This is a genomic window from Streptomyces camelliae (assembly GCF_027625935.1).
Classification (GTDB): domain Bacteria; phylum Actinomycetota; class Actinomycetes; order Streptomycetales; family Streptomycetaceae; genus Streptomyces; species Streptomyces camelliae.
In genome coordinates this window covers 1,280,512-1,305,364 of record NZ_CP115300.1, presented here as the reverse complement: position 1 = coordinate 1,305,364, position 24,853 = coordinate 1,280,512, and the positions used below count along the sequence as shown (strand labels likewise).

24 protein-coding genes and 1 pseudogene are annotated in these 24,853 nt (G+C 72.6%); 15 read left to right on the top strand and 10 right to left on the bottom strand.

The window, feature by feature from the left end; all coding sequences use genetic code 11:
* Nucleotides 1–119: 119 nt before the first annotated feature.
* Both O1G22_RS06170 and O1G22_RS06165 read right to left on the bottom strand, forming a co-directional pair.
* Nucleotides 120–920 carry an SDR family oxidoreductase gene (locus tag O1G22_RS06170; RefSeq protein ID WP_270080373.1) on the bottom strand — a complete coding sequence of 267 codons (801 nt, stop codon included), beginning with the start codon at nucleotides 918–920 and terminating at the stop codon, nucleotides 120–122.
* 50 nt (nucleotides 921–970) lie between these two features.
* Nucleotides 971–1,366: a hypothetical protein gene (locus O1G22_RS06165; RefSeq protein WP_270080372.1), complete on the bottom strand. Its 396-nt coding sequence runs from the start codon at nucleotides 1,364–1,366 to the stop codon at nucleotides 971–973.
* A 420-nt stretch (nucleotides 1,367–1,786) separates the two neighbouring features.
* Between O1G22_RS06165 and O1G22_RS06160 the strand changes: the two genes are divergently transcribed.
* Together O1G22_RS06160 and O1G22_RS06155 are read left to right on the top strand one after the other, a co-directional pair.
* Nucleotides 1,787–1,960 (top strand): hypothetical protein, encoded by a 174-nt coding sequence (locus O1G22_RS06160; RefSeq protein ID WP_270080371.1) that lies wholly within the window; start codon nucleotides 1,787–1,789, stop codon nucleotides 1,958–1,960.
* Nucleotides 1,961–2,033: 73 nt separating this feature from the next.
* On the top strand, nucleotides 2,034–2,519 hold the full coding sequence (locus O1G22_RS06155; protein WP_270080370.1) for a GNAT family N-acetyltransferase: 486 nt from the start codon (nucleotides 2,034–2,036) through the stop codon (nucleotides 2,517–2,519).
* 6 nt (nucleotides 2,520–2,525) lie between these two features.
* Here the strand turns inward: O1G22_RS06155 and O1G22_RS06150 are convergent, their stop codons facing one another.
* On the bottom strand, nucleotides 2,526–3,881 hold the full coding sequence (locus tag O1G22_RS06150; RefSeq protein WP_270080369.1) for an amidase: 1,356 nt from the start codon (nucleotides 3,879–3,881) through the stop codon (nucleotides 2,526–2,528).
* A 270-nt stretch (nucleotides 3,882–4,151) separates the two neighbouring features.
* On the bottom strand, nucleotides 4,152–4,880 hold the full coding sequence (locus tag O1G22_RS06145; protein WP_270080368.1) for a FadR/GntR family transcriptional regulator: 729 nt from the start codon (nucleotides 4,878–4,880) through the stop codon (nucleotides 4,152–4,154).
* A 188-nt stretch (nucleotides 4,881–5,068) separates the two neighbouring features.
* Between O1G22_RS06145 and O1G22_RS06140 the strand changes: the two genes are divergently transcribed.
* From O1G22_RS06140 to O1G22_RS06105, 8 genes are read left to right on the top strand one after another with little or no spacing between them, the layout of a single operon-like run.
* Nucleotides 5,069–6,133, top strand: coding sequence for a sugar ABC transporter substrate-binding protein (locus tag O1G22_RS06140; protein ID WP_270080367.1), 1,065 nt, complete (start codon nucleotides 5,069–5,071; stop codon nucleotides 6,131–6,133).
* Nucleotides 6,130–7,620, top strand: a complete 1,491-nt coding sequence (locus O1G22_RS06135) for a sugar ABC transporter ATP-binding protein (protein ID WP_270080366.1) — start codon at nucleotides 6,130–6,132, stop codon at nucleotides 7,618–7,620. Before O1G22_RS06140 ends, O1G22_RS06135 begins: the two co-directional genes overlap by 4 nt.
* Nucleotides 7,613–8,641, top strand: coding sequence for an ABC transporter permease (locus O1G22_RS06130; protein WP_270080365.1), 1,029 nt, complete (start codon nucleotides 7,613–7,615; stop codon nucleotides 8,639–8,641). The genes O1G22_RS06135 and O1G22_RS06130 overlap by 8 nt, the downstream gene beginning before the upstream one ends.
* A 38-nt stretch (nucleotides 8,642–8,679) precedes the next feature.
* Nucleotides 8,680–10,020 (top strand): L-fuconate dehydratase, encoded by a 1,341-nt coding sequence (locus tag O1G22_RS06125; protein WP_270080364.1) that lies wholly within the window; start codon nucleotides 8,680–8,682, stop codon nucleotides 10,018–10,020.
* Nucleotides 10,017–10,772 carry an SDR family NAD(P)-dependent oxidoreductase gene (locus O1G22_RS06120; RefSeq protein WP_270080363.1) on the top strand — a complete coding sequence of 252 codons (756 nt, stop codon included), beginning with the start codon at nucleotides 10,017–10,019 and terminating at the stop codon, nucleotides 10,770–10,772. Before O1G22_RS06125 ends, O1G22_RS06120 begins: the two co-directional genes overlap by 4 nt.
* The gene (locus tag O1G22_RS06115; protein ID WP_270080362.1) at nucleotides 10,769–11,749 is read left to right on the top strand and encodes an aldo/keto reductase; all 981 of its coding nucleotides are present in this window, start codon (nucleotides 10,769–10,771) and stop codon (nucleotides 11,747–11,749) included. The genes O1G22_RS06120 and O1G22_RS06115 overlap by 4 nt, the downstream gene beginning before the upstream one ends.
* On the top strand, nucleotides 11,746–12,096 hold the full coding sequence (locus tag O1G22_RS06110; RefSeq protein ID WP_270080361.1) for an L-rhamnose mutarotase: 351 nt from the start codon (nucleotides 11,746–11,748) through the stop codon (nucleotides 12,094–12,096). Before O1G22_RS06115 ends, O1G22_RS06110 begins: the two co-directional genes overlap by 4 nt.
* Nucleotides 12,093–12,917 (top strand): amidohydrolase family protein, encoded by an 825-nt coding sequence (locus O1G22_RS06105; protein WP_270080360.1) that lies wholly within the window; start codon nucleotides 12,093–12,095, stop codon nucleotides 12,915–12,917. The genes O1G22_RS06110 and O1G22_RS06105 overlap by 4 nt, the downstream gene beginning before the upstream one ends.
* Here O1G22_RS06105 and O1G22_RS06100 read toward each other — a convergent pair.
* Complete coding sequence (locus O1G22_RS06100; RefSeq protein ID WP_270080359.1) at nucleotides 12,905–14,326, bottom strand: lipase maturation factor family protein; 1,422 nt, start codon at nucleotides 14,324–14,326, stop codon at nucleotides 12,905–12,907. The genes O1G22_RS06105 and O1G22_RS06100 overlap by 13 nt on opposite strands.
* A 130-nt stretch (nucleotides 14,327–14,456) precedes the next feature.
* On the opposite strand from O1G22_RS06100, the gene O1G22_RS06095 reads away from it, so the two are divergent.
* The 3 genes from O1G22_RS06095 to O1G22_RS06085 all read left to right on the top strand — a co-directional run bounded on the left by O1G22_RS06095 (nucleotide 14,457) and on the right by O1G22_RS06085 (nucleotide 18,719).
* Complete coding sequence (locus O1G22_RS06095; protein WP_270080358.1) at nucleotides 14,457–15,611, top strand: DUF6777 domain-containing protein; 1,155 nt, start codon at nucleotides 14,457–14,459, stop codon at nucleotides 15,609–15,611.
* Nucleotides 15,612–15,727: 116 nt separating this feature from the next.
* Nucleotides 15,728–17,815: a SpoIIE family protein phosphatase gene (locus O1G22_RS06090; protein ID WP_270080357.1), complete on the top strand. Its 2,088-nt coding sequence runs from the start codon at nucleotides 15,728–15,730 to the stop codon at nucleotides 17,813–17,815.
* Nucleotides 17,816–17,855: 40 nt separating this feature from the next.
* Nucleotides 17,856–18,719 carry an Fpg/Nei family DNA glycosylase gene (locus tag O1G22_RS06085; protein WP_270080356.1) on the top strand — a complete coding sequence of 288 codons (864 nt, stop codon included), beginning with the start codon at nucleotides 17,856–17,858 and terminating at the stop codon, nucleotides 18,717–18,719.
* Between the two features lie 3 nt (nucleotides 18,720–18,722).
* Here the strand turns inward: O1G22_RS06085 and O1G22_RS06080 are convergent, their stop codons facing one another.
* From O1G22_RS06080 to O1G22_RS06070, 3 genes are all read right to left on the bottom strand, one after another.
* The gene (locus O1G22_RS06080) at nucleotides 18,723–19,376 is read right to left on the bottom strand and encodes a zf-HC2 domain-containing protein (RefSeq protein ID WP_270080355.1); all 654 of its coding nucleotides are present in this window, start codon (nucleotides 19,374–19,376) and stop codon (nucleotides 18,723–18,725) included.
* Between the two features lie 151 nt (nucleotides 19,377–19,527).
* Nucleotides 19,528–20,043 carry a hypothetical protein gene (locus tag O1G22_RS06075; protein ID WP_270080354.1) on the bottom strand — a complete coding sequence of 172 codons (516 nt, stop codon included), beginning with the start codon at nucleotides 20,041–20,043 and terminating at the stop codon, nucleotides 19,528–19,530.
* A gap of 148 nt (nucleotides 20,044–20,191) precedes the next feature.
* On the bottom strand, nucleotides 20,192–20,740 hold the full coding sequence (locus tag O1G22_RS06070; RefSeq protein WP_270080353.1) for a sigma-70 family RNA polymerase sigma factor: 549 nt from the start codon (nucleotides 20,738–20,740) through the stop codon (nucleotides 20,192–20,194).
* A 217-nt stretch (nucleotides 20,741–20,957) separates the two neighbouring features.
* Between O1G22_RS06070 and O1G22_RS06065 the strand changes: the two are divergent.
* Nucleotides 20,958–21,440 (top strand): annotated as a pseudogene (locus tag O1G22_RS06065) (CapA family protein); the annotation flags it as partial.
* Between the two features lie 51 nt (nucleotides 21,441–21,491).
* Here O1G22_RS06065 and O1G22_RS06060 read toward each other — a convergent pair.
* Nucleotides 21,492–22,916, bottom strand: a complete 1,425-nt coding sequence (locus O1G22_RS06060; protein WP_270080352.1) for an amino acid permease — start codon at nucleotides 22,914–22,916, stop codon at nucleotides 21,492–21,494.
* A 212-nt stretch (nucleotides 22,917–23,128) separates the two neighbouring features.
* Between O1G22_RS06060 and O1G22_RS06055 the strand changes: the two genes are divergently transcribed.
* Nucleotides 23,129–24,379, top strand: a complete 1,251-nt coding sequence (locus tag O1G22_RS06055) for an MFS transporter (RefSeq protein WP_270080351.1) — start codon at nucleotides 23,129–23,131, stop codon at nucleotides 24,377–24,379.
* Here O1G22_RS06055 and O1G22_RS06050 read toward each other — a convergent pair.
* Nucleotides 24,315–24,797, bottom strand: a complete 483-nt coding sequence (locus O1G22_RS06050; RefSeq protein ID WP_270080350.1) for a universal stress protein — start codon at nucleotides 24,795–24,797, stop codon at nucleotides 24,315–24,317. The genes O1G22_RS06055 and O1G22_RS06050 overlap by 65 nt on opposite strands.
* Nucleotides 24,798–24,853 lie beyond the last annotated feature (56 nt).

Sequence of the window (24,853 nt, the reverse complement as noted above, 5' to 3'; positions counted from 1 at the left end):
TACGGTGAAGCGGTCGTGCCGGAGTGCCCGGTGCGCAGGTGACGCGTTCTTCGTGGTTGAAATCCTCTTGCAGACCCCATGGGACTGCGGCCCCTTCGGGGGCCGGGCCGCGTCGCCGCCTAGATCTCGGGCACCCCGCGCAGTCGCCCGTGCACCGCGTACGGCCCCGCGGTGGACGCGGCGCGCACCCGCGTCCCGCCGTCCACCAGCAGATCCGCGCCTGTGATCCACTCGGCGGCGTCCGACGCGAGCCACACCACCGCCCGCGCCACGTCCGTCGGCTCCCCGATCCGCCCGAGCGGCAGCCCCGCGGCCACCTCCTCCTCGCCCGGATCCCACACGAACCGGGCCATCTCGGTGCGCACCAGCCCGGGGGAGACGGAGTTCACCCGCACCCGGGGCGCGAGTTCACCCGCGAGCTGCCCGGTGAGATGGAGCAGGGCCGCCTTGGTCGTGCCGTACGCCCCGACGTTCGGGCCCACGTGACCGGCGCCCTCGGTGCACACGTTGACGACGGCCCCGCCGTGCTCGCGCATCCAGCCCCGCCAGGCGCACCGCACCAGCCGCAGCGGAGCCTCGACGTTGACGGCGAACGCCGCCCGCCACTCCTCCGGGCCGGCGTCCATCAGCGGGCCGTACGGTCGGTTCGTCGCCGCGTTGTTGACGACGACGTCCAGCCGTCCGAACTCACGCAGCGCCAGGTCCGTCAGCGCCTCCAGATGCCCCGGCGCGGCGACGTCCCCGGCCAGCCCGATCCCGCCCAGCGCGGCGGCCGTGCGCCGTACCTCGGCCGCGTCCCGCGCTGTCACGCACACCAGCGCCCCGGCCGCCGTGAGCCCCTCGGCCACGGCCCGCCCGATCCCCCGTGTGCCGCCGGTGACGACGGCCGCCCTGCCGCTCAACGCGTACGACGACGTCATCGCCGTACCGTCTCATGACGGACCGTCAGAAGACAGGGGTGTGCAAGCCCTCAGTCCACGGCGCCGAGCCTCGCGTGCCGGGCCGCGAGGAGTTCCAGGACGGTGCGCCAGTCCTCCAGCACACCGGCGTCGAAGGCCGCGGTCCGGCCCTCCTCGGCGGCCTGGCGCAGCCGCAGCAGATCGTCGTCGGCGGGCGAGCCGTCCCCGCGTACCAGCCGGAACACCCGCTCCCCGAGCAGCGGACGCACCGCCTCGGCCGCGCTGCGGGCCCGGCCCGCCTCGTCACCCGGGCGCAGTACCGGCCCGATCCCGTGCACCAGCCCCGCCACCTGGAGCTCCTTGTCGGCGGGACGGCTGCGGCGCAGCAGCGCCGCGGTCCGCAGCGCGTCCTGATGCCGGCCGGCGTACAGCAGATCCATCAGCTCCTCGACGCTGCGCAGCTCCATGCGTCAGTCCTTCCGCGAGACAGCCGTTGTCCGCCACCAGCAGATCAGGGCGAGCTTGCCGCTCGGCCAACAGCACCTGAACCGTGCCGCGTCGCCCAGTAGACCAACCGGGTGAATCGCGGTGTGGGGCGAGTGATGCGCGTTATGGCATATAGCGGCATATTGAGGGTCATTGAGGTGCCGCATGACTCATAGGAGTTACAGCTTGTTTGCACTCCCTATCGAGCGGACCTCCGCTCATTTGGTTACCCTGTAAGGAACGGACAGCAGTACTGGGTCCCACCCACACCCGACGTCCGTACGTACCGGCGCCACCGCGTCCGAACTGGCCTTCCATCCAGACCCGAGCGGGCGTCCAGCACCGGAGCACATGCTGTCCGGCAGGTCCCCGAGGGTGACCCGACACATAAGGAGTGCGCGGTGACACCGGAGAAGACGAATCGCGAGCAACGCCCCGAGGAACAGACGGAGCGCGGGGGCCGACGGCCCGGCGAGCTCGGCAGCCTCGACGTGTGGGCCCGGTCGGCGCCCATCCGTCTCGCGGGCTACGAGGACGACCTCGCCGAGCCGCACATCCTGCCCAGCGTCGACTGAGCCGGGCGGATCCGTTCGCGATCGCCGTACGCGTGGGCGTGGCTGCCGGGGCCGGCCTGGCAGACTCACGCCCATGCTGATCAGAGAAGCCGCGGCCGCCGACTGGCCGCGGATCTGGCCTTTCTGGCACCGGATCGTCGCCGCCGCCGAGACCTACGCCTGGGACCCGGAAACGAGCGAGGACGACGCCCGCGCCCTGTGGATGAGCCCGGCCAAGCGCGTGTATGTCGCCGAGAACCCCGCGGGAGACGTGGTCGGCTCGGCCTACCTCACCTCCAACTACGGCGGCCCCGCCGCCCGCGTGGCCAATGCCGGCTTCATGGTCGACCCCGACTGCACCGGCCAGGGCGTCGGCCGCGCCCTCGCCGAACACGTCCTGGCCGAGGCCAGGGCGCACGGCTACCGCGCGATGGTCTTCAACGCCGTGGTCGAGACCAATCCCGCCGTCGCCCTGTGGACCTCCCTCGGCTTCACGATCCTGGGCACGGTCCCGCAGGCGTACGACCACCCCCGGCACGGCCGGGTGGGGCTGCACATCATGCACCGGTCCCTGGAGTAGACAGGTTCAGGAGCCGGCACCGGTCATCGGTGCCGTCCGCTGCCAGGGCCGCCGCTTCTCCAGCTCCTCCGCCAGCCCCAGCAGGACATCCTCCGAGCCCGGCCGTCCGACGAGCTGTACGGCGCAGGGGGCGCCCGAGGGCAGGGTGCCGACGGGGACCGACATCGCGGGCCAGCCCGTCAGGTTCCACGGCGGGGTGAACGGGGAGTACGCGGTGTTGGCGAGGATGTTGCGCAGCCAGCCGCGCTCGTGCCACGGGCCGGCCGCGGGGGAGCGGCGGGCCAGGGCCGGGGTGAGCAGGACGTCGTGCTCGGTGAAGAAGGGCGTCAGGTGCGCGCGAAGCCGCTCGCGGGCGTCGCCGGTCCGCACCGAGCCGACGGAACGCCGGCCCAGCGCCGCGTGCACGCGGGTCCGCCGGGCCAGCCGGGCCGGGTCCAGGCCCTCGGCGTCCACAGCCGTCCCCGCCGTCCAGTGCCGCAGCGCGGTCACGCCCAGGGAGAGGGGATACGGCGGCTCGGCCCGCCGCACCTGGTGCCCGCCCCGCGCCAGCACCCCGGCCGCCTCCCGGACCGCGGTCGTATACGGCCTGCTCACGCTGATCCCGGCCAGCGGGCTGCGCAGGGCCACGGCGATCCGCAGCGACACGGGCTCCGACGTCCGGGGGAGCGCGCTGCCGGCGAGCACGTCCAGCATCAGCCGCAGATCCTCGACCGTGGTGGCGAGCGGGCCGTTCTCCGCCATGCCGAACCAGTCGCCGTGGCCGATCCCGGCCGGCACCACCCCGTGTCCGGGCTTCAGTGTGACCAGACCGCAGTTCGCCGCCGGGATGCGCAGCGAGCCCATGCCGTCGTTGCCGAGCGCGAGCGGCACCAGCCCCGCGGCCACGGCGGCCGCGCTGCCGCCGGAGGAGCCGCCCGCCGTACGGGAGAGGTCCCACGGATTGCGGGTCGTGCCGTACACACCCTCCGTGGTGCCGAAGACACACAGCTCGGGCACGTTCGTCAGCCCCACGACCACCGCACCGGCCGCCCGCAGCCGGGCCACCGTGACATGGTCCGCGTCGGCCGGGGTGCCGGGCGTGGCGGCCGAGCCGTCGCGATGCGCCTCGCCGCGCACCGCCAGGTTGTCCTTCACGGCCAACGGCACACCCGCGAGCGGCAGTTCGGCCAGGTCGGCGCGCGAGGCCAGCTCGTCGGCCTCGGCGAGCGCCGCCTCGGCCCGCACCTTCCGGAACGCCCCGACCCGCCCGTCGAGCCGCTCGATCCGCGCGAGGTGCTCCGCCACCACCTCCCGGGGCGTGACCTCCTTGGCGCGTACGGCGGCGGCGATCTCTGCGGCGGTCCGGCCGGCCCAGTTCCCCACGGGCACTCCTAGTTACTCGCTGGTATCAGGCAAGGTGCACGGAGAACTGTGCCGGTTCGGCGGCGCTACGTCGAGAGGCCGCCGGCGGCGCGCTCTCGCAGGTCCCCCGGCAGCAGGCCGAGTATCCGCGGCCGCTCCTCGTCGGGTACCGGCACGACCAGTGGCACCCCCGCCTCTTCGGGCCCGTGCGCATGAGGCCATGGCCCAGCCGCCGCCGCGCCACGGTCTGGCGTGACCTCCGGAAGGCGCGCGATGCGGTCGTGCCATCGCCTACTCGCCGGCCTGTTCGCCCTTGCTCCGCTGCCCGAGCTGTGCCCGCAGCCACTCCTCCACCTCGCCGACATGGGCTGCTGCCGCCGCTCGTGCAGCCTCCGGATCCCGGGCGGCCAGAGCCCGGTGGATGGCGGCGTGTTCGCGGCGGGTACGCGCGAACGCCCCCTCCTCCTGATACCCCCGCCACACCCGGGCCCGGAAGGTGCGCGACGACAGCCCCTCCAAGATCGCCGCCATGGTCTCGTTGCCCGCAGCGGCGGCGATCTCCCGGTGGAAGGCGAGATCGTGGGCGAGGATCTCCTCGGGGTCGTCGGAGGCGTTCATCGCGGCCAAGTGCTTCTCCACGGTGGCGAGTTGACTGTCGGTGATCCGCGCGGCGGCCAGCGCCACAGCCGTGGACTCCAGGATCCGCCGTACTTCCAGCAGCTCCACCAGCCGTGGTCCCCGGGACAGATCCGCGACCACCCCGAAGGTCTCCAGCAGGTCGCCGGCCTCCAGTGCGGTGACGTAGATGCCGGATCCGTGCCGGGCCTCCAGGACGCCCAGTACCGTTAGCGCGCGGATCGCCTCCCGCATCGAGCTGCGCGAGATGCCGAGCTGGACCGCGAGATCCCGCTCGGTGGGCAGTCGCTGGCCCGGCTCCAGCCGGCCCTCGGCGATCATCGCCTTGATCTGCTCGATGGCGCGCTGGGTCACCGTGCCCTTCTGCGGTGCTGCCTCGTCCACGCCACTCCTCCAGTCACCCGGTGCGACGCAGTCTAAACGGCGTAGTGGTCCGACCACTACGCCGCGCTGGGCGGGAATTTCGCTGCACGAGGGTGTTGTCTCGCCTTATTGGTCTGATAAGTATGCCGCGTCTGCTCGAAAACCATCGGACCACACCCTCGACACCACCCTCGACGAGGAGCCGCGAGATGCCCGCCAGCACAGTGTGGAAGCGCAGCAGGTCACGGATCATCGGCGCGGTGGCTCTGGCCGCCGGCGCCTCGCTCATGCTCGCCGCCTGCGGCAGCACCAAGGACACCGCGAGCGCGGGGGGCGGCGGCACCGGCAAGGTGGGTGTGATCCTGCCGCTGCTGACCTCGCCGTTCTGGCAGTCGTACAACGACTACGTGCCCAAGATGGCGAAGTCCGAGGGCGTCGAGGTGCTGAAGACGGTCAACTCCAACAGCGACCCCTCGCAGCAGATCACCGATATCGACAACGAACTCACCCAGGACGTCAAGGGACTGGTGGTCGCCCCGCTGGACAGCGCCGCCATCCAGGCGGGGCTCGACCAGGCCGAGCGCAAGGGCGTTCCCGTGGTCGCCGTGGACGTCGCGCCCGACAAGGGCAAGGTCGCCATGGTGGTGCGCGCCGACAACGTGGCGTACGGCGAGAAGGCCTGCGACTACCTCGGACAGCACGTCGGCAGCGGCAAGGTCGTGCAGATCATGGGCGACCTCGCCTCGGTCAACGGCCGCGACCGCTCCGAGGCCTTCCGGTCCTGTGTGACGAAGAAGTACCCGAAGCTGAAGGTGCTGGAGATCCCCGCCAAGTGGGAGTCCGACACCGCCGCCGCCAAGCTCGACACCCTGCTGGGCGCCAACCCCGACATCAAGGGCATCTACCTCCAGGCCGGCGGCGTCTACCTCGCGCCGACCCTGCAGACCCTGAAGTCCAAGAACATGCTCAAGCCCGCCGGGCAGCAGGGCCACATCACCATCGTCTCCAACGACGGCATCCCGCAGGAGTTCGACGCCATCCGCAAGGGCGAGATCGACGCCACGGTCTCCCAGCCCGCCGACGCCTACGCCCAGTACGGCCTGTACTACATCAAGGCCGCGATGGCCGGGAAGACGTTCCGGCCCGGTCCGACCGACCACGGCTCCACGATCGTCAAGCTGCCCAGCGGCATCCTGGAGGACCAGCTGCCCGCACCCCTGGTCACCAAGGCCGACGTCGACGACCCCAAGCTGTGGGGCAACACGGTCAAATGAGTACACCGCTCGTTGAAGCCGAAGGCATCGTCAAACGGTACGGCCCCACCGTCGCCCTCGCCGACGGCCGGCTCACCGTCCACGCGGGCGAGTCCCACGCCCTGGTCGGCCGCAACGGTGCCGGCAAGTCCACCCTGGTCGACATCCTCACCGGACTCCAGGCCCCGGACGAGGGCACGGTCCGCTTCGACGGCGAGCCCGCGCCCCCGCCGGCCGACCGGGACGCCTGGCGCCGCAAGGTCGCCTGCGTCTACCAGAAACCGACGGTCGTCCCGGAGCTGACCGTCGCCGAGAACCTGTTCCTCAACCGGCAGCCCACCGGCCGCGGTCTCATCAGCTGGCGCCGGCTGCGCCGGGACGCCGCCGAACTGCTCGGCACCTGGGACGTGCACGTCGATCCCGAGGCGCGCACCGCCGACCTCCGGGTCGAGGACCGCCAGATGGTGGAGATCGCAGGGGCGTTGAGCCTCGGCGCCCGGTTCATCGTGCTGGACGAACCCACCGCCCAGCTCGACAACCGGGAGATCGAGCGGCTCTTCACCCGCATGCGCTCCCTGCAGGAATCCGGCGTCACCTTCCTGTTCATCTCGCACCACCTCCAGGAGGTCTACGAGGTCTGCCAGGCCGTCACCGTGCTGCGCGACGCCCGCTGGATCACCACCGCCCCGGTCGCCGGCCTGCCCAAGGCGGCCCTGGTGGAGGCCATGGCGGGAGAGACCGTCGCCGAACAGGCCGTAGGAGCACGGCAGTTCGATGACGGCGCCGCCGTGCTGCTGGCGGCGCGCGGGCTCACCTCACCGGCGTACGAGAACGTCGACCTCACCGTCCGGCGCGGCGAGGTCGTCGGACTCGCCGGGTCCAGCGGCAGCGGCAAGACCGAACTCGCCGAGTCCTTCGCCGGACTGCACACTCCGACCGGCGGCACCGCCCGACTGGACGGCGAACGGCTTCCGTTCGGCGATGTGCGGGCCGCGCTGCGGGCCGGGGTCGGCTGTGTGCCGCGCGACCGGCACGAGCAGGGACTGGTGTCCGGCATGAGCATCGGCGACAACGCCACGCTCAGCGTGCTGGACCGGCTCGGCCGGGCCGGCTTCGTCGGCACCGACCGGCGGCGCCGGTTCGCCGCCGACCTGATCGACCGGCTCGACATCCACGCCGAAGGCCCCGACCAGCCCGTGTCCGACCTGTCCGGCGGCAACGCGCAGAAGGTCGTCATGGCCCGCGCCCTCGCCTCCGGCCCCCGGCTGCTGGTCCTGATCAACCCCACCGCCGGCGTCGACGTGAAGTCCAAGGAGTCCCTGCTCGCCCGCATGGACAGCGCCCGCGACGACGGCACCGCCGTGCTCGTCGTCTCCGACGAACTCGACGACCTGCGCCGCTGCGACCGCGTCCTCGTCCTCTTCCACGGCCGTGTCGTCGCCGAGCACCCGGCCGGCTGGCACGACCACGAGCTGATCGCCTCCATCGAAGGAGTTGACCATGGCTGAGACCCGGGCGGCCGCACAGCTCGCGCCCCCGAAGACCCCGGACGCGCGGCCGGCCAGAGCCGTCCTGCTCCGCCGCGCCCGCGAACTCGCCCTCGTTCCCGCCCTGTTGCTGCTTCTGGTGCTCGGCGCCCTGGTCAACGACTCCTTCCTCACCGAGCGGAACCTGATCTCCGTCATCGGTGCCTCCGCCGCGCTCGCGATGGTCGTGCTCGCCGAGTCCCTCGTCCTGATCACCGGCAAGTTCGACCTGTCCCTGGAGTCGGTCGTCGGCATCGCACCGGCCGTCGGCGCCCTGCTGGTGCTGCCCGCGAGCCAGTCCGGCTGGGGCACCGAACTCCCCGCCGCCCTCTCCCTGCTCGCGATTCCCCTGGTCGGCGCGGCCATCGGCGCCTTCAACGGCGTGCTCGTCGTGAAGTTCCGGCTCAACGCCTTCATCGTCACCCTCGCGATGCTCATCGTGCTGCGCGGCCTGCTCGTCGGCGCCACCAAGGGCAAGACCCTGTTCGGCATGCCCGACAGCTTCTCCTCCCTGGCCACCACCACCTTCCTCAACGTCCCGATGTCCGTGTGGCTCGCCGCCGTCGCCTTCACCGTCACCGGGTTCCTCCTGAAGTACCACCGCACCGGCCGCGCCCTGTACGCGATCGGCGGCAACGCGGACGCCGCCCGTGCGGCCGGGGTCCGGGTGGACCGGGTGATGCTCGGCGTGTACGTCGTCGCCGGTGTCCTCGCCTCGATCGGCGGCCTGCTGCAGACCGGGTACGTCGGCGCGATCAGTGCCAACCAGGGCCAGAACATGATCTTCACCGTGTTCGCCGCCGCGGTGATCGGCGGCATCAGCCTGGACGGCGGCAAGGGCACGATGTCCGGTGCCCTGACCGGCGTCCTGCTGCTGGGCGTCGTACAGAACCTGCTCACCCTCGCCCAGGTCCCGTCGTTCTGGATCCAGGCCATCTACGGCGGCATCATCCTCGTCGCGCTCATGATCGCCCGCGTGACGACGGGCCGCGCCCAGGACTGACCCCAGCCACCAACCGCCCCCTGACGGAAAGGACTTCAGTGTCCCAGCCCCCCGCCCGCATCACCGCGGTCGACACCCACGACATCCGTTTCCCCACCTCGCGCGAGCTCGACGGCTCCGACGCGATGAACCCGGACCCCGACTACTCGGCGGCCTACGTGGTGCTGCGCACCGACGCCGCCGACGGGCTGGAGGGACACGGATTCGTCTTCACCATCGGGCGGGGCAACGACGTCCAGGTCGCCGCGATCGACGCGCTGTGCGACCATGTGCTCGGCCGTGACGTGGCGGAGCTGTGCGCCGACCCCGGCGTGCTCTTCCGGGACCTGATCGGTGACAGCCAACTGCGCTGGCTCGGCCCCGAGAAGGGCGTGATGCACATGGCGATCGGGGCCGTCGTCAACGCCGTCTGGGACCTCGCCGCCCGCCGGGCCGGCAAGCCGCTGTGGCAGCTGCTCGCCGACGCCGACCCGGAGTGGCTGCTCGCGCAGATCGACTTCCGGTACCTCACCGATGCCCTCACCCCCGAGGAGGCCCTCGACCTGCTCAGGCGGGGCAAGGAGGGTGCCGAGGGGCGCCGGGCGCGGCTGCTGGAGCGCGGCTTCCCCGCCTACACCACCTCCCCGGGCTGGCTCGGCTACGACGACGACAAGCTCGGCCGGCTCGCCGCGCAGGCCGTCGCCGACGGCTTCACGCAGATCAAGCTGAAGGTCGGCGCCGACCTCGACGACGACATCCGGCGATGCCGGGTCGCCCGCGCCGTGATCGGACCGGACATCCGCCTCGCCGTCGACGCCAACCAGCGCTGGAGCGTGGACGAGGCGATCCGCTGGACCCGGGCCCTCGCCGAGTTCGGCCCGTACTGGATCGAGGAGCCCACCAGCCCCGACGACGTCCTCGGGCACGCCGCGATCCGCCGCGCGGTGGCCCCGGTGAAGGTCGCCGCCGGCGAACACGTCCACAACCGCATCATGTTCAAGCAGATGCTCCAGGCGGGTGCCCTCGACATCGTCCAGATCGACGCCGCCCGCGTCGCCGGCGTCAACGAGAACCTCGCCGTCCTGCTGCTCGCCGCCAAGTTCGGCGTCCCGGTCTGCCCGCACGCCGGCGGGGTCGGCCTGTGCGAGCTCGTCCAACACCTCTCGATGTTCGACTACATGGCGGTCTCCGGCACCACCGAGGACCGGGTCATCGAATACGTCGACCACCTCCACGAACACTTCGTCACCCCGGTCGTCATCCGCGCCGGCCACTACACCGCGCCCACCGAGCCCGGCTTCTGTGCCGCCCTGCGCCCGGAGTCCGTCGCGCGCTACACCTTCCCCGGCGGCACCTACTGGGCCGCCGACCCCGACACCCAGAAGGGAGAGGCCGCATGAGCGAGTTCGCCGGCCTGAAGGCCCTGGTCACCGGCGGCGCCTCCGGTATCGGCCGGGCCACCGCCGACCTCCTCGCCGCCCGCGGCGCCCAGGTCGCCGTCCTCGACCGGGACACCGCCGGCGTCGACAAGCCGCTCCTGGCGTACCGGGCCGACGTCACCGACGACGCCTCGGTACGGACGGCGGTCGAGCGCGCCGCCGACGACCTCGGCGGGCTGGACATCCTGGTCAACAACGCCGGCATCGGCGCCCAGGGCACGGTCGAGGACAACGACGACACCGAGTGGCGGCACGTCTTCGACGTCAACGTCCTCGGCATGGTCCGCACCGCCCGCGCCGCCCTGCCGTATCTGCGCCGCTCCGGGCGCGCGGCGATCGTCAACACCTGCTCCATCGCGGCCACCGCCGGACTGCCCAGCCGCGCCCTGTACAGCGCCAGCAAGGGCGCCGTGTACTCCCTGACCCTCGCCATGGCCGCCGACCATGTCCGCGAGGGCATCCGCGTCAACTGCGTCAACCCCGGTACGGTGGACACCCCGTGGGTCGGCCGGCTGCTGGACGCGGCCCCCGACCCGGCCGCCGAACGCGCCGCCCTTCAGGCCCGCCAGCCCACCGGCCGCCTCGTCTCGACCGCCGAAGTCGCCGGTGCCATCGCCTACTTGGCCGGGCCCTTCTCCGGTGCCACCACCGGCACCGCGCTCGCCGTCGACGGCGGCATGCAGGGGCTGAGGCTGCGCCCGGCGGGCCGGTGAGACGGCTCGGCCGCAGCGGCGTCGAGGTCACCCCCCTCGGCTTCGGCGCCGCCTCGATCGGCAACCTCTACACCGCGCTGGACGACCGGCAGGCGCACGACACCGTGGCCGCCGCCTGGCAGCGCGGCATCCGCTACTTCGACACCGCCCCGCACTACGGCCTCGGCCTGTCCGAACGCCGGCTCGGCGCGGCCCTGCGGGATCACGACCGCGCCGCCTACACGGTCTCCACCAAGGCCGGCCGCCGCCTCGAACCCGCCGACGACGCCGACGGCACCGGCGACGACCTGGCGCACGGCTTCGCCGTACCCGCGACCCACCGGCGCGTGTGGGACTTCAGCGCCGACGGCGTCCGCCGCTCCCTGGAGGCCAGCCTCACCCGGCTCGGCCTGGACCGCGTCGACATCGTGTATCTGCACGACCCCGACGACCACGCCGAACAGGCCTTCCAGGAGGGCTATCCGGCCCTGGAGAAGCTGCGCGGCGAGGGCGTGGTGGGCGCGATCGGCGCGGGCATGAACCAGACGGAGATGCTCACCCGGTTCGTCCGCGACACCGACGTGGACGTGGTTCTGTGCGCGGGCCGGTACACCCTGCTCGACCGGAGCGCCGCCACCGCACTGCTGCCGCTGGCCGCCGAGCGCGGGGTGTCGGTGGTCCTCGGCGGGGTCTTCAACTCGGGTCTGCTGGCCGACCCGAGACCCGATGCGACGTACAACTACGGCCAGGCCCCCGATGAGTTGCTTGCGCGGGCCGTGCGGATGAAGACGGTCGCCGAACGGCACGGCACCACCCTGCGCGCCGCCGCACTGGCCTTCTCCGCCGCCCACCCGGCCGTCGCCTGCGTGCTGACCGGACCCCGTTCCGCAGCCGAAGTCCACGACTGTGCCGACCAGTTCGCGGCCCGCGTCCCGGTGGAATTCTGGCAGGAGCTGCGGGAGTCAGGCCTCCTGCGCACCGAGGAGGGTCCGTCATGAGAGTCGCCCTGCACACCAAGGTCCGTGGCGACCGGATCGCCGACTACGAGGCCGCCCACCGGGAGGTCCCGACGGAACTCACCGATGCCATCCGGGCCGCCGGTGTCACCTCCTGGACGATCTGGCGATGGGGGTCCCCCCGCGCGAGCGAAGCCGAGCGTGGGGGAGGTACTGACCTGTTCCATCTGCTGGAGTGCGCGGACTACGCCCGCCTGCTCGCCGAACTGGAACACCTTCCGGTGAACGTGGCCTGGCAGGCCCGCATGGCCGAGCTGCTCGACGTCGTGCACGACTACTCCGGCGAAGGCGCCGACGCCGCACTGCCCGTCGTCCGGGAGCTGCCGTGACCGTCGACGCCCACCACCACGTGTGGGACCTCTCGGTGCGGGACCAGGACTGGATCCCGCACCACAGCCCGCTCAGGCGCGACTTCGGCCTCGCCGACCTCGAACCCGAGGCGCGCGCGGCCGGAGTCACCCGCACCGTCCTCGTCCAGACGGTCACCGTGCCCGAGGAGACCCCGGAGTTCCTGGCCCTGGCCGACGCGCACGACCTCGTCGCCGGCGTCGTCGGCTGGACCGACCTGACGCGCCCCGGCATCGCCGAGGAACTGTCCCGGCTGCGCGAACTCCCGGGCGGCACCCACCTGAAGGGCATCCGGCACCAGGTGCAGGGCGAGCCCGACCCGCGGTGGCTGCTGCGCCTGGACGTCCTGAGGGGCCTGAGGGCGATCGCGGACGCCGGCCTCGTCTACGACCTCGTCATCCTACCGCACCAGCTCCCCGCCTGCGCCGAGGTGGCCGCGTCCCTGCCTCAACTGACCTTCGTCCTCGACCACTTGGGCAAGCCCCCGATCGCATCCGGGGCCCTCGAACCCTGGGCCACCGACCTGCGCTCCCTCGCCGCCCTGCCCAACACCGTCTGCAAACTCTCCGGCATGGTCACGGAGGCCGACCCCGCCTCCTGGACCGTCGCCGACCTGCGCCCGTACGCCGAGACCGTCCTGGACGCCTTCGGGCCGGACCGCCTGATGTTCGGCTCGGACTGGCCGGTGTGCACGACCGCCGGAACGTACGGGGAAGTCCTCGACGCGACCGTCCAGTTGATCGGCCCGGCCGATCGCACCCGCATCCTGGAGACCACCGCCACCCGCGTCTACGACCTCTGAGCCACCTCTGCCAGCCGCGTCGGCGGGAGATACTCGCGCACGTACGTCCGCTCCCAGCACGCCCCCGTCTCCCGCAGTTCGCGCCAGGTGGTGTAGCGGTAGAGGAAGAGGCGGGCCCGGACATAGCGGGGCGGCGTGTCCGGCGGGAAGGGGGAGCGGCGCAGGAGGCGTAGCGTGTCGCGGTCGTTCTCCAGCAGCCGCTCCACCAGACCGCCGAACCACTCACCGGCATAGGCGGGGGACAGCGCCGCGAACCACATCAGCCAGTCCAGCCGCAGGTGGTACGGCGCGAACTGGCGCGGCCAGTGCCGGGTGTCCCCGGGCTTGCCCCGGAACTCGTACTCCCGCCAGTCCGAGTCCTCGCGCGGCATGTCGTCCAGCGTGCCCTCGACCACCACCTCGTAGCGGACCCGGCTGACGCTGCCGAACGCGCCGTAGGTGTTCACCAGGTGCAGCGGGTCGAAGGAGCGGTTCATGATTTGGCGCCGGGAGATCATGTTCGTCACCGGGCGGTAGCTCAGGTACAGCAGCAGCGCGGCGAGCGCGAGCACCACGATCTCGTACCCGAGGGGTGTGTGCGGTACGGACGGTGCGGAGCCGGGGATCCGGAGCGCCGACAGGGCCAGCACGATGGTGATCCAGTTCAGCCAGGAGAAGTTGCCGGACAGCACCAGCCACAGCTGGGTGGCGATCATCAGCGCGGCGGCGGCCGAGGCGATCGGCTGCGGGGTGAACAGCAGGACCGGCACGACGAGTTGCGTGACGTGGTTCGCGGCGACCTCGACGCGGTGCAGCGGCTTGGGCAGATGGTGGAAGAACCAGCTCAGCGGGCCCGGCATGGGCTGGGTCTCGTGGTGGTAGTACAGGCAGGTCAGCTTGCGCCAGCACGCGTCGCCGCGCAGCTTGATCAGACCGGCGCCGAACTCCACCCGGAACAGGATCCAGCGCAGCAGGAACAGCACCACGACCGGCGGCGCGACCTGGTCGTTGCCGAGGAACGCGGCCAGGAAACCCGTCTCCAGCAGCAGCGACTCCCAGCCGAACGCGTACCAGGTCTGGCCCACGTTCACGATCGACAGATACAGCGCCCACGGCACCAGCCACAGCAGGATCCCGGCCCACAGCGGCAGCAGGGAGTCCGCCCCGGCGAGCAGGGCCGCCGACACCGCGCAGCCCGCCCAGGCGCAGCCCGCGAAGAAGCGGTCCGAGTAGTACAGATGGAACAGGCTCGGGGCCCGCTTGAAGGGGGCCAGTGCCACGAAGCGGGGGATCGGCAGCATGCCGCGCTCGCCCAGCAGGGCACGGAACTGCCGGGCCGCCGTCAGGAAGGCGACCAGGTACAGCGCGGCCAGTGCCCGCTGGAGGACCAGCCGGCTCAGCCAGTAGTCGGGAGCGGTGAACCAGTTCACGGCTGCGTGCCCTTCGTCATGGCCGCACCGCCGGGGCCGTTTCCATCATGACCGCCCCCCGAGTTGCCAGCCAAACGGGTGCAATGCAGACAATAGAGGGTAAGTCACCCACAGTGATGCGGAGTGTACGGTGCGGATACCCACCGGATCCATCGTCACGGCCCTCGTCCTCGCGGCCGCGCTCCTCGTGACCGGCTGCATCCGCCCCGGCGTCAAGGAGGCCCCGCTGGGCGCGGAGGTCTACCTCCAGCCCGCCGCCTCCCAGGGGCCCGACCCCTTCACCGACTCCACGGCCACCGAGCCGACCGTGCCCCAGACTCCGGGCCCGGGCACCACGGGCTCCATCGGTCCTGCCGTTCCGGACGGACCCGGTTCCGCCCTTTCCACCGGCTCCGTCCCCGCCGTTCCCCGCGCCCCCACCGCCGCCCCACCCCCCGGCGTCGGCCCCACCGCTCCGACCGTCCCCGCATCCGCCCGGCGGCCGGCCCTCCCGGCCGCGCTGCCCGTCGTACCCCTGCCGGCGATGCGCGCGCTGCCGGGCGGGACGCCCGGCCTCTACAGCGGGACCGAGCGCGTCGCCGGCTGCGACGTCGAGCGGCAGATCGGGTATCTGACGGCGGACCGGGGCCGGGGCGGCGCCTTCGCCGGTGCGGCCGGGATCTCGGCGCCGGACCTGCCGGGCTATCTGCGCGGCCTGACCCCCGTCATGCTGCGCGCCGACACCCGGGTCACCAATCACGCCTACCATGCCGGGCAGGCGGCCGCCTACCAGGCCGTGCTCCAGGCCGGCACCGCCGTCCTCGTGGACAACCGGGGCGTGCCCCGGGTGCGCTGCGCCTGCGGCAACCCGCTGGGGCCGCCCGCACCGGGCCACGACCGCGACGGCCTCGGCACCCGCGGCACCGTCTGGTCCGGGTACCGGCCGGGCCGGGTCGTCGCGGTGACCCCGGCACCCCGCGCCGTCGCCGGCTTCACGATCCTCGACGTCGCGACGCACACCTGGATCGAGCGCCGCATCGGCCATGACGTCCGCCGCGACCAGGTCGTCCCCGCGCCCGCCCGGACCACCACCGCCCTGCCCGACCCGGACCCGGCGGACACGGCACTTACGGGCACGGGACCGCCGTACAGCCTGCTGCCCAGCCCGCGGCCGGGCACCACCGCGCCCTCCGCCCCGGCCCCCGGGCTGGCCCGCCGGCAGAACCCGCCGTCCCTCGATCTCACCCTGGACCCGCCCTACGACATCGGCCCGCCCGACGCCCCCGCCGATGCCTCCGGCGGCTGACGGCCACACCCCTGACCACACCCCCTGACCACACCCCGAGACGCACCGCCCGGTGGGCTCCCCGGTCTCGTCCCGATCAGGTCGAAGAATCCGGCAAACCCTGGCAAGGTGGCCCCATGGCTGATCGGGGAGCGAGTGCCCTGTCACTCCCGGCGGACTGGCCCGCCCACCCGGACCCGATCCTGGCGCTCAACCGTATGGGCACCTTCGACTGGGACCTGGACGCGGGACTGTTCCACATGGACGCCCAGGCCTACACGATCTTCGATCTGCGGCCCGAGGAGTACGACGGCCGTGCCGAGTCCCTCACCGTCCGGGTGCCGCAGCCCGAGGCGGCCCGGATGGACGCCGTGGTGGCCCAGGCCATCAAGGACGGCAGCGAGAACTACGGCGGCTACTTCCGCATCCGCTGCCGCGACGGCACCCTCCGCTGGACCCACACCCAGGGCTACATCCGGCGCGACGAGACCGGCCGCCCCCGCCGGGTCGTCGGCATCCTCCGCGACGCCACCGAGGAACTGGCCGACAGCAGCGCCCGCAGCCTGCGCGCCGCCCAGGACGAGGCGTTCCGCCAGCAGACGAACATCGTCCAGGCCGTCTCCGCCGCCCTCGCCCACGCCCGCACCGTCCAGGACGTCATCGACGTCCTCAAGGACACCCACGGCGTCCGCCATCTCGGCGCGGCCAGCCTGGTGATGGGCCTGGTGGAGGCCGGCCGGATCCGGCTCGTCGCCGAGGGCCCCGCCTACGCCTCCGTGCCCGGCACCAAGGTCACCCGGATCGAGGAGCCGTACCCGATGGGCGAGGTCGTGCGCACGCTCCTGCCGCGCTTCATCGAGTCGCCCGAGGAGTTCGCCGAGGGCTACCCGATCCTCTGGCCGCACCTCACCGACCTGCACATCACCTCGGCCGCCTATCTCCCGCTGATCGCCCAGGCCCGCCCGATCGGCGCCATGGGCCTGCTCTACAGCGACCGGCGCGGCTTCTCCGCCGAGGAGCGCGCCGTCCTGGTCGCGCTCGGCAGCAGCATCGCGCAGAGCCTGCAGCGGGCCATGCTCTACGAGCAGGAGAAGGACCTCGCCCAGGGCCTGCAGCAGGCCATGCTGCCGCGCACCATCCCCAGCGTCCGCGGCGCCGACGTCGCCGTCCGCTACCGCGCCGCCACCGCCGGGGGCGCCCTCGGCCGGGACATCGGCGGCGACTGGTACGACCTGATCCCGCTGCCCGGCGGCCGGGTCGGCGCGGTCATCGGCGACGTCCAGGGCCATGACACCCACGCGGCGGCCGTCATGGGCCAGCTGCGGATCGTGCTGCGCGCCTACGCCGCCGAAGGGCACACCCCGGCCACCGTGATGGCCCGCGCCTCCGTCTTCCTGTACGAACTCGACACCGACCGCTTCGCCACCTGCCTGTACGCCGAGGCCGACCTGGCCACCGGAGTCGTACAGGCGGTGCGCGCCGGGCACATCGACCCGCTGATCCGGCACACCGACGGCACCTGCCGCCGGGCCCCGGTCCACGGCGGGCTGCCGCTCGGCCTGTCCGCCGAGTTCGGCCGGCTGGAGTACCCCGTCTCCACCCTCGAACTCGACCCCGGCCACACCCTGCTGCTGTGCACCGACGGCCTCGTCGAACGCCCCGGAGCCGACCTCGACGACGGCATGCGCGGCCTGGAGGCGCACATCAGCGAGGGCCCGGACGATGTCCGGGCCCTCGCCGACCGGCTGATCCAGCTCGCCGAGGAGCGCGGCGGCGACGACGACGTGGCGCTGCTCCTGCTGCGCCGCCGCGTCCCGGAGGCCCCCCGGGCCGGCGGCCGGCTCCAGCAGCACGTGGCCCCCGGCGATTCCGAGGCCCTCGTACAGGCCCGGCACATGGTCCGCGCCGCGGTCCGCGCCTGGGACGCCGGCGCGCGGGCCGACGAGATCGAGCTGGTCGCCGACGAGCTGGTCACCAACGTCCTGCTGCACACCGAGGGCTCCGCGATCGTCACCCTGCGGGTGCTGGACGGCAGCGACCGCAGGCTCCGTATCGAGGTCGAGGACTCCTCCAGCGCCCTGCCCCGCCGCCGTGACGCGGGGGAGGACGGCGTCTCCGGCCGCGGCCTGCTCCTGGTGGACCTGCTCACCGACGTGTGGGGCGTGGAGGCGCGCGGCGGCGGCAAGGCGGTGTGGTGCGAGTTCCTGACACCCGGGCCGGCCTGACCGCACGGGCCGCGGACGCCGCGCATGGCACGCTGGACGTATGCCGGAACTGCCCGAGGTGGAAGCCCTCCGGGACTTCCTGACCGAGCACCTGGTCGGCCACGAGGTCGTCCGGGTGCTGCCGGTCGCGATCAGCGTCCTGAAGACGTACGACCCTCCCCTCGGGGCGTTCGAGGGCAGCGAGGTCACCGCCGTGCACCGGCACGGGAAGTTCCTCGACATCGCAGGGAGCACCGGCCTGCACCTGGTCACCCATCTGGCCCGCGCGGGCTGGCTCCAGTGGAAGGACCGGCTGCCGGACGGCCCGCCCAAGCCGGGCAAGGGCCCGCTCGCCCTGCGGGTGGCGCTGGAGACCGGCGCGGGCTTCGACCTCACCGAGGCCGGCACCCAGAAACGGCTCGCGGTGTACGTCGTCCACGACCCGCGGCAGATCGAGGGCATCGCCCGGCTCGGCCCGGACCCGCTCGCCGACGGCTTCGACGAAGGCCGCTTCGCCGCGCTGCTCACGGGCGAGCGGCGGCAGCTGAAGGGGGCCCTGCGGGATCAGTCCCTGATCGCGGGCGTCGGCAACGCCTACAGCGACGAGATCCTGCACGCCGCGAAGATGTCCCCGTTCAAGCTGGCCTCCTCGCTCACCCCGGAGGAGACCCGTCGGCTCTACGGGGCGCTGCGCACCACGCTCACCGAGGCGGTCGAGCGCTCCCGGGGAGTGGCCGCGGGGCGGCTGAAGGCGGAGAAGAAGAGCGGGCTGCGCGTCCACGGCCGTACCGGCGAGCCCTGCCCGGTGTGCGGTGACACGATCCGCGAGGTCTCCTTCAGCGACTCCTCGCTCCAGTACTGCCCCACCTGCCAGACGGGCGGCAAGCCGCTGGCCGACCGCAGGCTGTCCCGGCTGCTGAAGTGAGCCTCAGGGTGCCTGGACGGACACCAGACGCTGACCGTCGGCGGTGCGCACGTCGTAGCGGGCGATCTGGTCAGGGCGCAGCGGGGAAGCGCCCTGCGCGGTGACGGTGCCGGTGTCGCGGCCGGTCTCGGTCCAGGTGCCGGCGATCTGTTCGGAGCCGTCGCGGCCCACGACGACGAGCCGGCAGGTGTGCGGGCCGGTGTGGTCCTGGACCCGCAGCAGCAGCCGGCTGCCGGTGTCCCCGTCGTCGGCCGTGACCTCGGCCCACACCCCGGTCCGCGGATCGGTCGCCGCGGTGACGTGCGCGGCCGCCGCGTCATGCCCGGTGAAGGCCATCAGGCCGGAGCCGGCCACGGCCAGCACCACGGAGGCGGCCAGGCCGTACAGGAAACGCCGCCGGCCCGCCCGCCGGCGGCGGGCGACGTCGCCGAGCAGCCGTTCCAGCAGCCGGGTACCGGGCTGTGCCATGGGGTGCACGAAGCGCGGCGTGGTCCGGCGGTACAGCATCAACTGCCGTGCGGCAGGGCCGAATTCGGTCACCTGTGCCGCGCACCGAGGGCACTCCATGAGGTGGTCCTCGAAGCGGAAGGCGTCCGCCTCGTCCAGCACGCCGAGCGCGTACGCGCCGACATCGCGATGCCTTTCCTGGGACCTCATGCCGAATCCTCGTGCCGTTGGGTGTGGGTGGGGTTACTCCTTGCTCCCACCCGTACGCAGCCGACAGCGGAATCACTCAAGCCACCCACGGAATCCGGGTCAAGAGATTCGGAGCGGCCCGGCCCGCGGATTGGTCGGGTTTCCGGAAACCTCAGAAAAGGTGGATCGCCAGATGCCCGAGCGGCAGCCCGAGCCGCCAGGCCGGTGTCCACACCTTCGGCCCGTCGTCCTCGCCGAGCACCCCGGCCCCGCCCGGCACCGCGTCCAGATCGGGCGCGAGCAGCTCGGTCTCCTCCAGCCAGCGCCAGGCGTCGGCGGCCAGGGCCAGGTCCGGCGAGCGGGTGCCGGCCTCGGCGGCCCGCTCGGTCAGCTCGGCCATGCGCTCGCGCACCCAGTCCTGCCACGGCTGGTCGTACGCCGTCAGCGACAGCCAGTTCTCCAGCTGGGAGATCACCCGGATACCGGACAGCTCCCCGTCGGTGTCGGACAGGAAGACGGTCAGCGCCAGCGCGTCCCGGCCGGCCCGGAACTCGAAGGACGTCGGCGGCATGAGGTCGCCGGTGCGCAGCAGCTCGTCGGCGATGTACTCGGCGTACAACCAGGCCATGGGGACGGCCAGTTCACCACCACCGGTGCCGTCCGTGCTCTCGTGCCCTCTGTGCAGCATCCCTTCCTGCCCTTCCTCCGGTACGCGCGTGGCCCGACCCCCGTCGGGTCGCGGCCCGGTCCCCGCCCGGAACACCGTGAGGACAGCCCATTGCCCCAATGGGGGCCACAGCAAGGCGCTTTACCGAGGTTTGACCAAGGCTCCGGTTTCAGTGCAGGTCGGCCGCGTAACCCGGCAGGACCCGGCGCAGCGCGCGCAGCGCGTAGTACGCGCGGGACTTCACGGTACCGGGTGGCACGCCCAGGGTCTGCGCCGCTTCCGCCACACTGGCCCCGAGGAAGTACACCAGTACAAGGACGTCACGGTGCTCCGGCGTGAGGGTCTTCACAGCCTCGCGCACATCGAGCATCGCGGCCGCCCGTTCGGCGTGATCGGCGGTCACCCGGGCGGTCTCGGGGACCTCGCCGTCGGCCTCGGGGGGCCGCGCCTGGCGGGCCCTGCGGGCGTCGATCGCGAGCCGCCGGGCGACGGTCAGCAGCCAGGGCCGTACCGAGTCGAAGTCCTCGGCGTGCAGCGCCTCGGGGTGCTGCCAGGCGCGCACCAGCGTCTCCTGGACGAGGTCCTCCGCGCGCTGCCGGTCGCCGTCGCAGAGCCGGAGCAGGAGGGCGAACAGGGGGCCGCCGTGCTCGCGCTGGAGCGCGGCCAGTTCGTGTTCGGCGGTCGTCGTCCCGCGGGTGAGTGAGGTTGCGGCCGTCATGGCCGTATGCCAGCGCAGTGCGCGGGCGGGGGACAGGGGGCGGGCGCGGCCCTGCGACGGGCGGTCGATCGCGTCGGCGAACGGTCGGACGGGCGGCCCGGCGGTGCGCCGGACGGGCTAACGGGAGTGGATGGTCCGTTTATCTGCCGGGCGAGATTCGTACCCATATGCCCGTCACGGCTTTTGTCAGTAAATACGACATTCCTGGGGTGAGCTGATGTTCGGACGCAGACAAAAAGTGGCCCTGGCCCTCACCGCCGTCCTCGCGGCGGCGGCCGCCTGCACGAACCACGCACGGCAGCAGAGCGCGGACCCGGCGACCGGCGCCGCCGCCCGCGGCTTCGCCCTCGTCGCCTCCGGGGACGTCCTGCCCCGCACCCCCGTCATCGACCGCGCGGCCCACGACGGCGCCGGGCGCGGCTAGGACTTCGGGCCCCTGCTCGCCGGTGCCGAATCCGTCGTCTCCCGCGCCGGTCTGGCGCTGTGTCACATGGAGGCCGTGCACGGCACCGGCGGCCACTTCGGCAGCGACCCCGCCTCCGGCTCCGCGCCGCGGATCGCCCAGGCCCTCGCGGCGACCGGCTACGACAGCTGCTCCACCGCCTCCGACCACGTGCTGGACGACGGCGCCGCCGGCGTCCGCCGCACCCTGGACGCCATGGACCGGGCCGGCCTGTGGCACGCCGGCACCGCCCGCAGCAACGCGATGTGCGGCCACCGGGGCGTCCGGGACCCGCGCGGCGGCCGGAGCTCAGGCGGCGGGCGCCCGCTCGGCCAGCGCCGAGTGCCGGTAGGAGTAGCGGAAGTAGATCACGCAGCCGATCACGAACCACACCGCGAACCGCACCCACGTCTCCCACATCAGGTACGTGATCAGCCAGATCGAGAAGACGACCCCCAGCGCGGGCACGACCGGCATCCACGGCGTGCGGAAGGTGCGCGGCAGGTCCGGCTGCCGGTAGCGCAGCACGATGACCGCCGTGCACACCACGACGAACGCCAGCAGGATGCCGATGTTGGTCAGCTCGGCCGCCGAGCCGATCGGCACGAACCCGGCGATGGCCGCCGAGCCCGCCCCGACGATCCAGGTCACCCGGGTCGGCACATGCCGGGTCGGGTGCGTCTTCGCGAACCACTTGGGCAGCAGCCCGTCGCGGGACATGGAGAACCACACCCGCGTCACGCCCAGCATGAACGTGAACATCACGGTGAGGATGCCGATGATGGCGCCCACCGCGATCACGTCCGCCAGCGCGTTCAGGCCCACCGACTTGAACGCCGTGGCGAAGCCGCTCTCCTTGTTGATGTGGCGGTAGTTCTGCATGCCCGTCAGGACCAGACAGGCCGCCACGTACAGCACCATCGAGATCGCCAGCGAGTAGATGATCGCCTTCGGCATGTGCCGCTGGGCGTCCTTCGACTCCTCGGCCGCCGTCGACATCGCGTCGTAGCCGAACACCGCGAAGAACACCGTGGCCGCGCCGGTGAAGGCGCCGCCGATGCCGTACGGGAAGAACGGGTGATAGTTCGCGGAGTCGATGTGGAACACGCCCACCCCGATCACCAGCAGCACCACGAGGACCTTCAGTGCCACCACGAGCGTCTCGAAGCGGGCCGCGCTGCGGATGCCCAGGTTCAGCAGCCAGGCGATCAGCAGGCACAGCACGACCGCGAACAGATCGACCCGGTGCCCGTCGCCGGTGCCGGGCGCGCCCAGCATCCAGTGCGGCAGGTTGGCGCCCATCTCCTGGACCAGGAAGCTGAAGTAGCCCGAGATGCCGATGGCCACCACCGCCACGATCGCGGTGTACTCCAGCAGCAGGTCCCAGCCGATGAACCAGCCGGCGAACTCGCCGAGCACCGCGTAGCCATAGGTGTACGCCGACCCCGCCTTCGGGATCAGCCCGGCGAACTCGGCGTACGACAGCGCCGCGCACGCGCTCGCGACACCGGCGATCAGGAACGACACCAGCACCGCCGGTCCGGCCGTGCCGTTGGCCACCGTGCCGGCCAGCGTGAAGATGCCGGCGCCGATGATGCCGCCGACGCCGATCGCGGTGAGCTGCCACAGGCCCAGCGACCGGTCCAGCCGGGGGCCCTCGCGGACCTCCGTCTCCTCGATGTGCTCGATGGGTTTGCGCCGGAGAATGCCTTCGCCCGCGCGGATCCTGACCATGAGCCTCACCTCTTCACCGACGGCAAACGGCTGCCGGCGGCTCATGATGGCCGAGCAGGGACCCGCACGGAAGACGCCACGCATGGGTGCCCCCACCTGACCAGTGCGTCTCGGTAGTCCTACAACCATTGGTTGTGATCGGCGCCCCTCCGGTTGTTTGCCCCCAGTGGCGTCCAGCAGATTTCATGTCCTCCGGCAACGGGAGGTTGTGCATGAAGCTGGGGCGGCAGTTCGGATGGCTGTGGGGGGCCTACGCGGTCAGTACCTTCGGCACCTGGCTTGCCTTCGACGCCTTCGCGATGATCGCGGTCCTCGTGCTGCACGCCGGCTCCGCCCAGGTCTCGCTGCTGGCTTCCGCAGGCGTGGCCGTCGGCGCGGTGGCCGCCGTACCCGTCGGACCCTGGGTGGAATTCCGCCGCAAGCGCCCCGTGATGATCACCGCCGACCTGGTGCGCTGCGCCGCGCTGCTCAGCCTGCCCGCCGCCTACGCGCTCGGCATGCTCGGCTTCGGACAGCTGCTCACCGTCTCGGTGATCGTCGCGGCGGCCGACATCACCTTCACCGCCGCCTCCGGCGCCCACCTCAAGGCCCTCGTGCCGGCCGCGGACCTGCTCACCGCCACCAGCCGATTCGAGTCCACCACCTGGACCGCCACGGTGCTCGGCCCCCCGCTCGGCGGCGCCGCGATCGGCCTGCTCGGACCCGTGACGACCGTGGTCGCGGACGCCGTCAGCTATCTGCTCTCCGCCCTCGGCATCCGCGCCATCGGCTCCGGCGAGCCCCGCCCGCAGCGCACCGCCGCACCCCGCGCCGGCGACCTCCTCGACGGCTGGCGGCACCTGCTCACCAGCCCCGCCCTGCGCCCGCTGTTCCTCAACTCGCTGGCCAACAACGCCCTGATCATGGCCACCTCGCCGGTGCTGTCGGTCCTCATGCTCGGACACCTCGGCTTCACCCCCTGGCAGTACGGCCTCGCCTTCGCCGTGCCCTGCCTCGGCGGACTGCTCGGCTCCCGGCTGGCCCGCCCGCTCGCCACCCGCTACGGCCGCCGGCGGATCCTGCTCACCACCGGCGTGCTGCGCGCGCTGTGGTCCGTCGGCCTCGCCTTCGTCCGCCCCGGCCTGCCCGGTCTGCTGGTCGTGATGGTGACCGAGGCCGGCCTGATCACCTGCTCGGGCATCTACGGCCCCGTGCTCGCCGCCGAGCGCCTGGAACTGACCCCGGACGACCGGGTGGCCCGTACCCTCGCCGCCTGGTCCGTCACCGGCAAGGCCACCACCGCCGCCGTCACCGCCCTGTGGGGCCTGCTGGCCGCCGCCACCAGCCCGCGCACGGCGATCGCCGTGGCCGGAGTCCTGCTCCTCGCCACCCCGCTGCTGCTGTGGCGCCCCACGCGCGCTACGGAACGACCGTCACCGGCCAGCGCCCCGCCTTCACCAGCCGCACCGCCACCGAGCCGATGATCCGGTGCCCGGCCTGCTCCGAGGCACCGACGACCACCGCGTCCGCCTGGAGCTCGTCGGCCGCCTTCACCAGCCCGGTGTAGGGGTCGCCGCGGAAGGTGTGGAACTCCCAGCGCACCTCGAATATCCCCTTGACCCGCTCGGCCGCCTCCCGGATGTACGTGACCAGGTCCTCGGCGATCTCGTCGGTCGTCTCGGCCACCGGCGCACCGAGGGCCGCCCCGGCCGCGAGCACCGGCTGCACGTACACCACGGCCAGCAACGCGTGCTGGCGCCGGGCGAGCCCGCCCGCGTACGCGGCCGCGCGCAGCGAGGAGTCCGAGCCGTCCACCCCGACCACGATGACCTTCGGCCCGTCCGTACCCCGCTCGAATCGGTGCGCGGGCGAGTGAGAGTGCTGCCCCTGCTGTTCCGTCACGGCTGTGAGGCTATCGGAACCGGCGGTTCCCGCTACGGCACGGGGCCGTATCGCAG

Coding starts and splice junctions, on each gene's coding strand:
- O1G22_RS06170 (WP_270080373.1), bottom strand. CDS start 920: ATGACGTCGTCGTACGCGTTGAGCGGCAGGGCGGCCGTCGTCACCGGC.
- O1G22_RS06165 (WP_270080372.1), bottom strand. CDS start 1,366: ATGGAGCTGCGCAGCGTCGAGGAGCTGATGGATCTGCTGTACGCCGGC.
- O1G22_RS06155 (WP_270080370.1), top strand. CDS start 2,034: ATGCTGATCAGAGAAGCCGCGGCCGCCGACTGGCCGCGGATCTGGCCT.
- O1G22_RS06140 (WP_270080367.1), top strand. CDS start 5,069: ATGCCCGCCAGCACAGTGTGGAAGCGCAGCAGGTCACGGATCATCGGC.
- O1G22_RS06135 (WP_270080366.1), top strand. CDS start 6,130: ATGAGTACACCGCTCGTTGAAGCCGAAGGCATCGTCAAACGGTACGGC.
- O1G22_RS06130 (WP_270080365.1), top strand. CDS start 7,613: ATGGCTGAGACCCGGGCGGCCGCACAGCTCGCGCCCCCGAAGACCCCG.
- O1G22_RS06120 (WP_270080363.1), top strand. CDS start 10,017: ATGAGCGAGTTCGCCGGCCTGAAGGCCCTGGTCACCGGCGGCGCCTCC.
- O1G22_RS06110 (WP_270080361.1), top strand. CDS start 11,746: ATGAGAGTCGCCCTGCACACCAAGGTCCGTGGCGACCGGATCGCCGAC.
- O1G22_RS06090 (WP_270080357.1), top strand. CDS start 15,728: ATGGCTGATCGGGGAGCGAGTGCCCTGTCACTCCCGGCGGACTGGCCC.
- O1G22_RS06085 (WP_270080356.1), top strand. CDS start 17,856: ATGCCGGAACTGCCCGAGGTGGAAGCCCTCCGGGACTTCCTGACCGAG.
- O1G22_RS06080 (WP_270080355.1), bottom strand. CDS start 19,376: ATGAGGTCCCAGGAAAGGCATCGCGATGTCGGCGCGTACGCGCTCGGC.
- O1G22_RS06075 (WP_270080354.1), bottom strand. CDS start 20,043: ATGCTGCACAGAGGGCACGAGAGCACGGACGGCACCGGTGGTGGTGAA.
- O1G22_RS06070 (WP_270080353.1), bottom strand. CDS start 20,740: ATGACGGCCGCAACCTCACTCACCCGCGGGACGACGACCGCCGAACAC.
- O1G22_RS06060 (WP_270080352.1), bottom strand. CDS start 22,916: ATGGTCAGGATCCGCGCGGGCGAAGGCATTCTCCGGCGCAAACCCATC.
- O1G22_RS06055 (WP_270080351.1), top strand. CDS start 23,129: ATGAAGCTGGGGCGGCAGTTCGGATGGCTGTGGGGGGCCTACGCGGTC.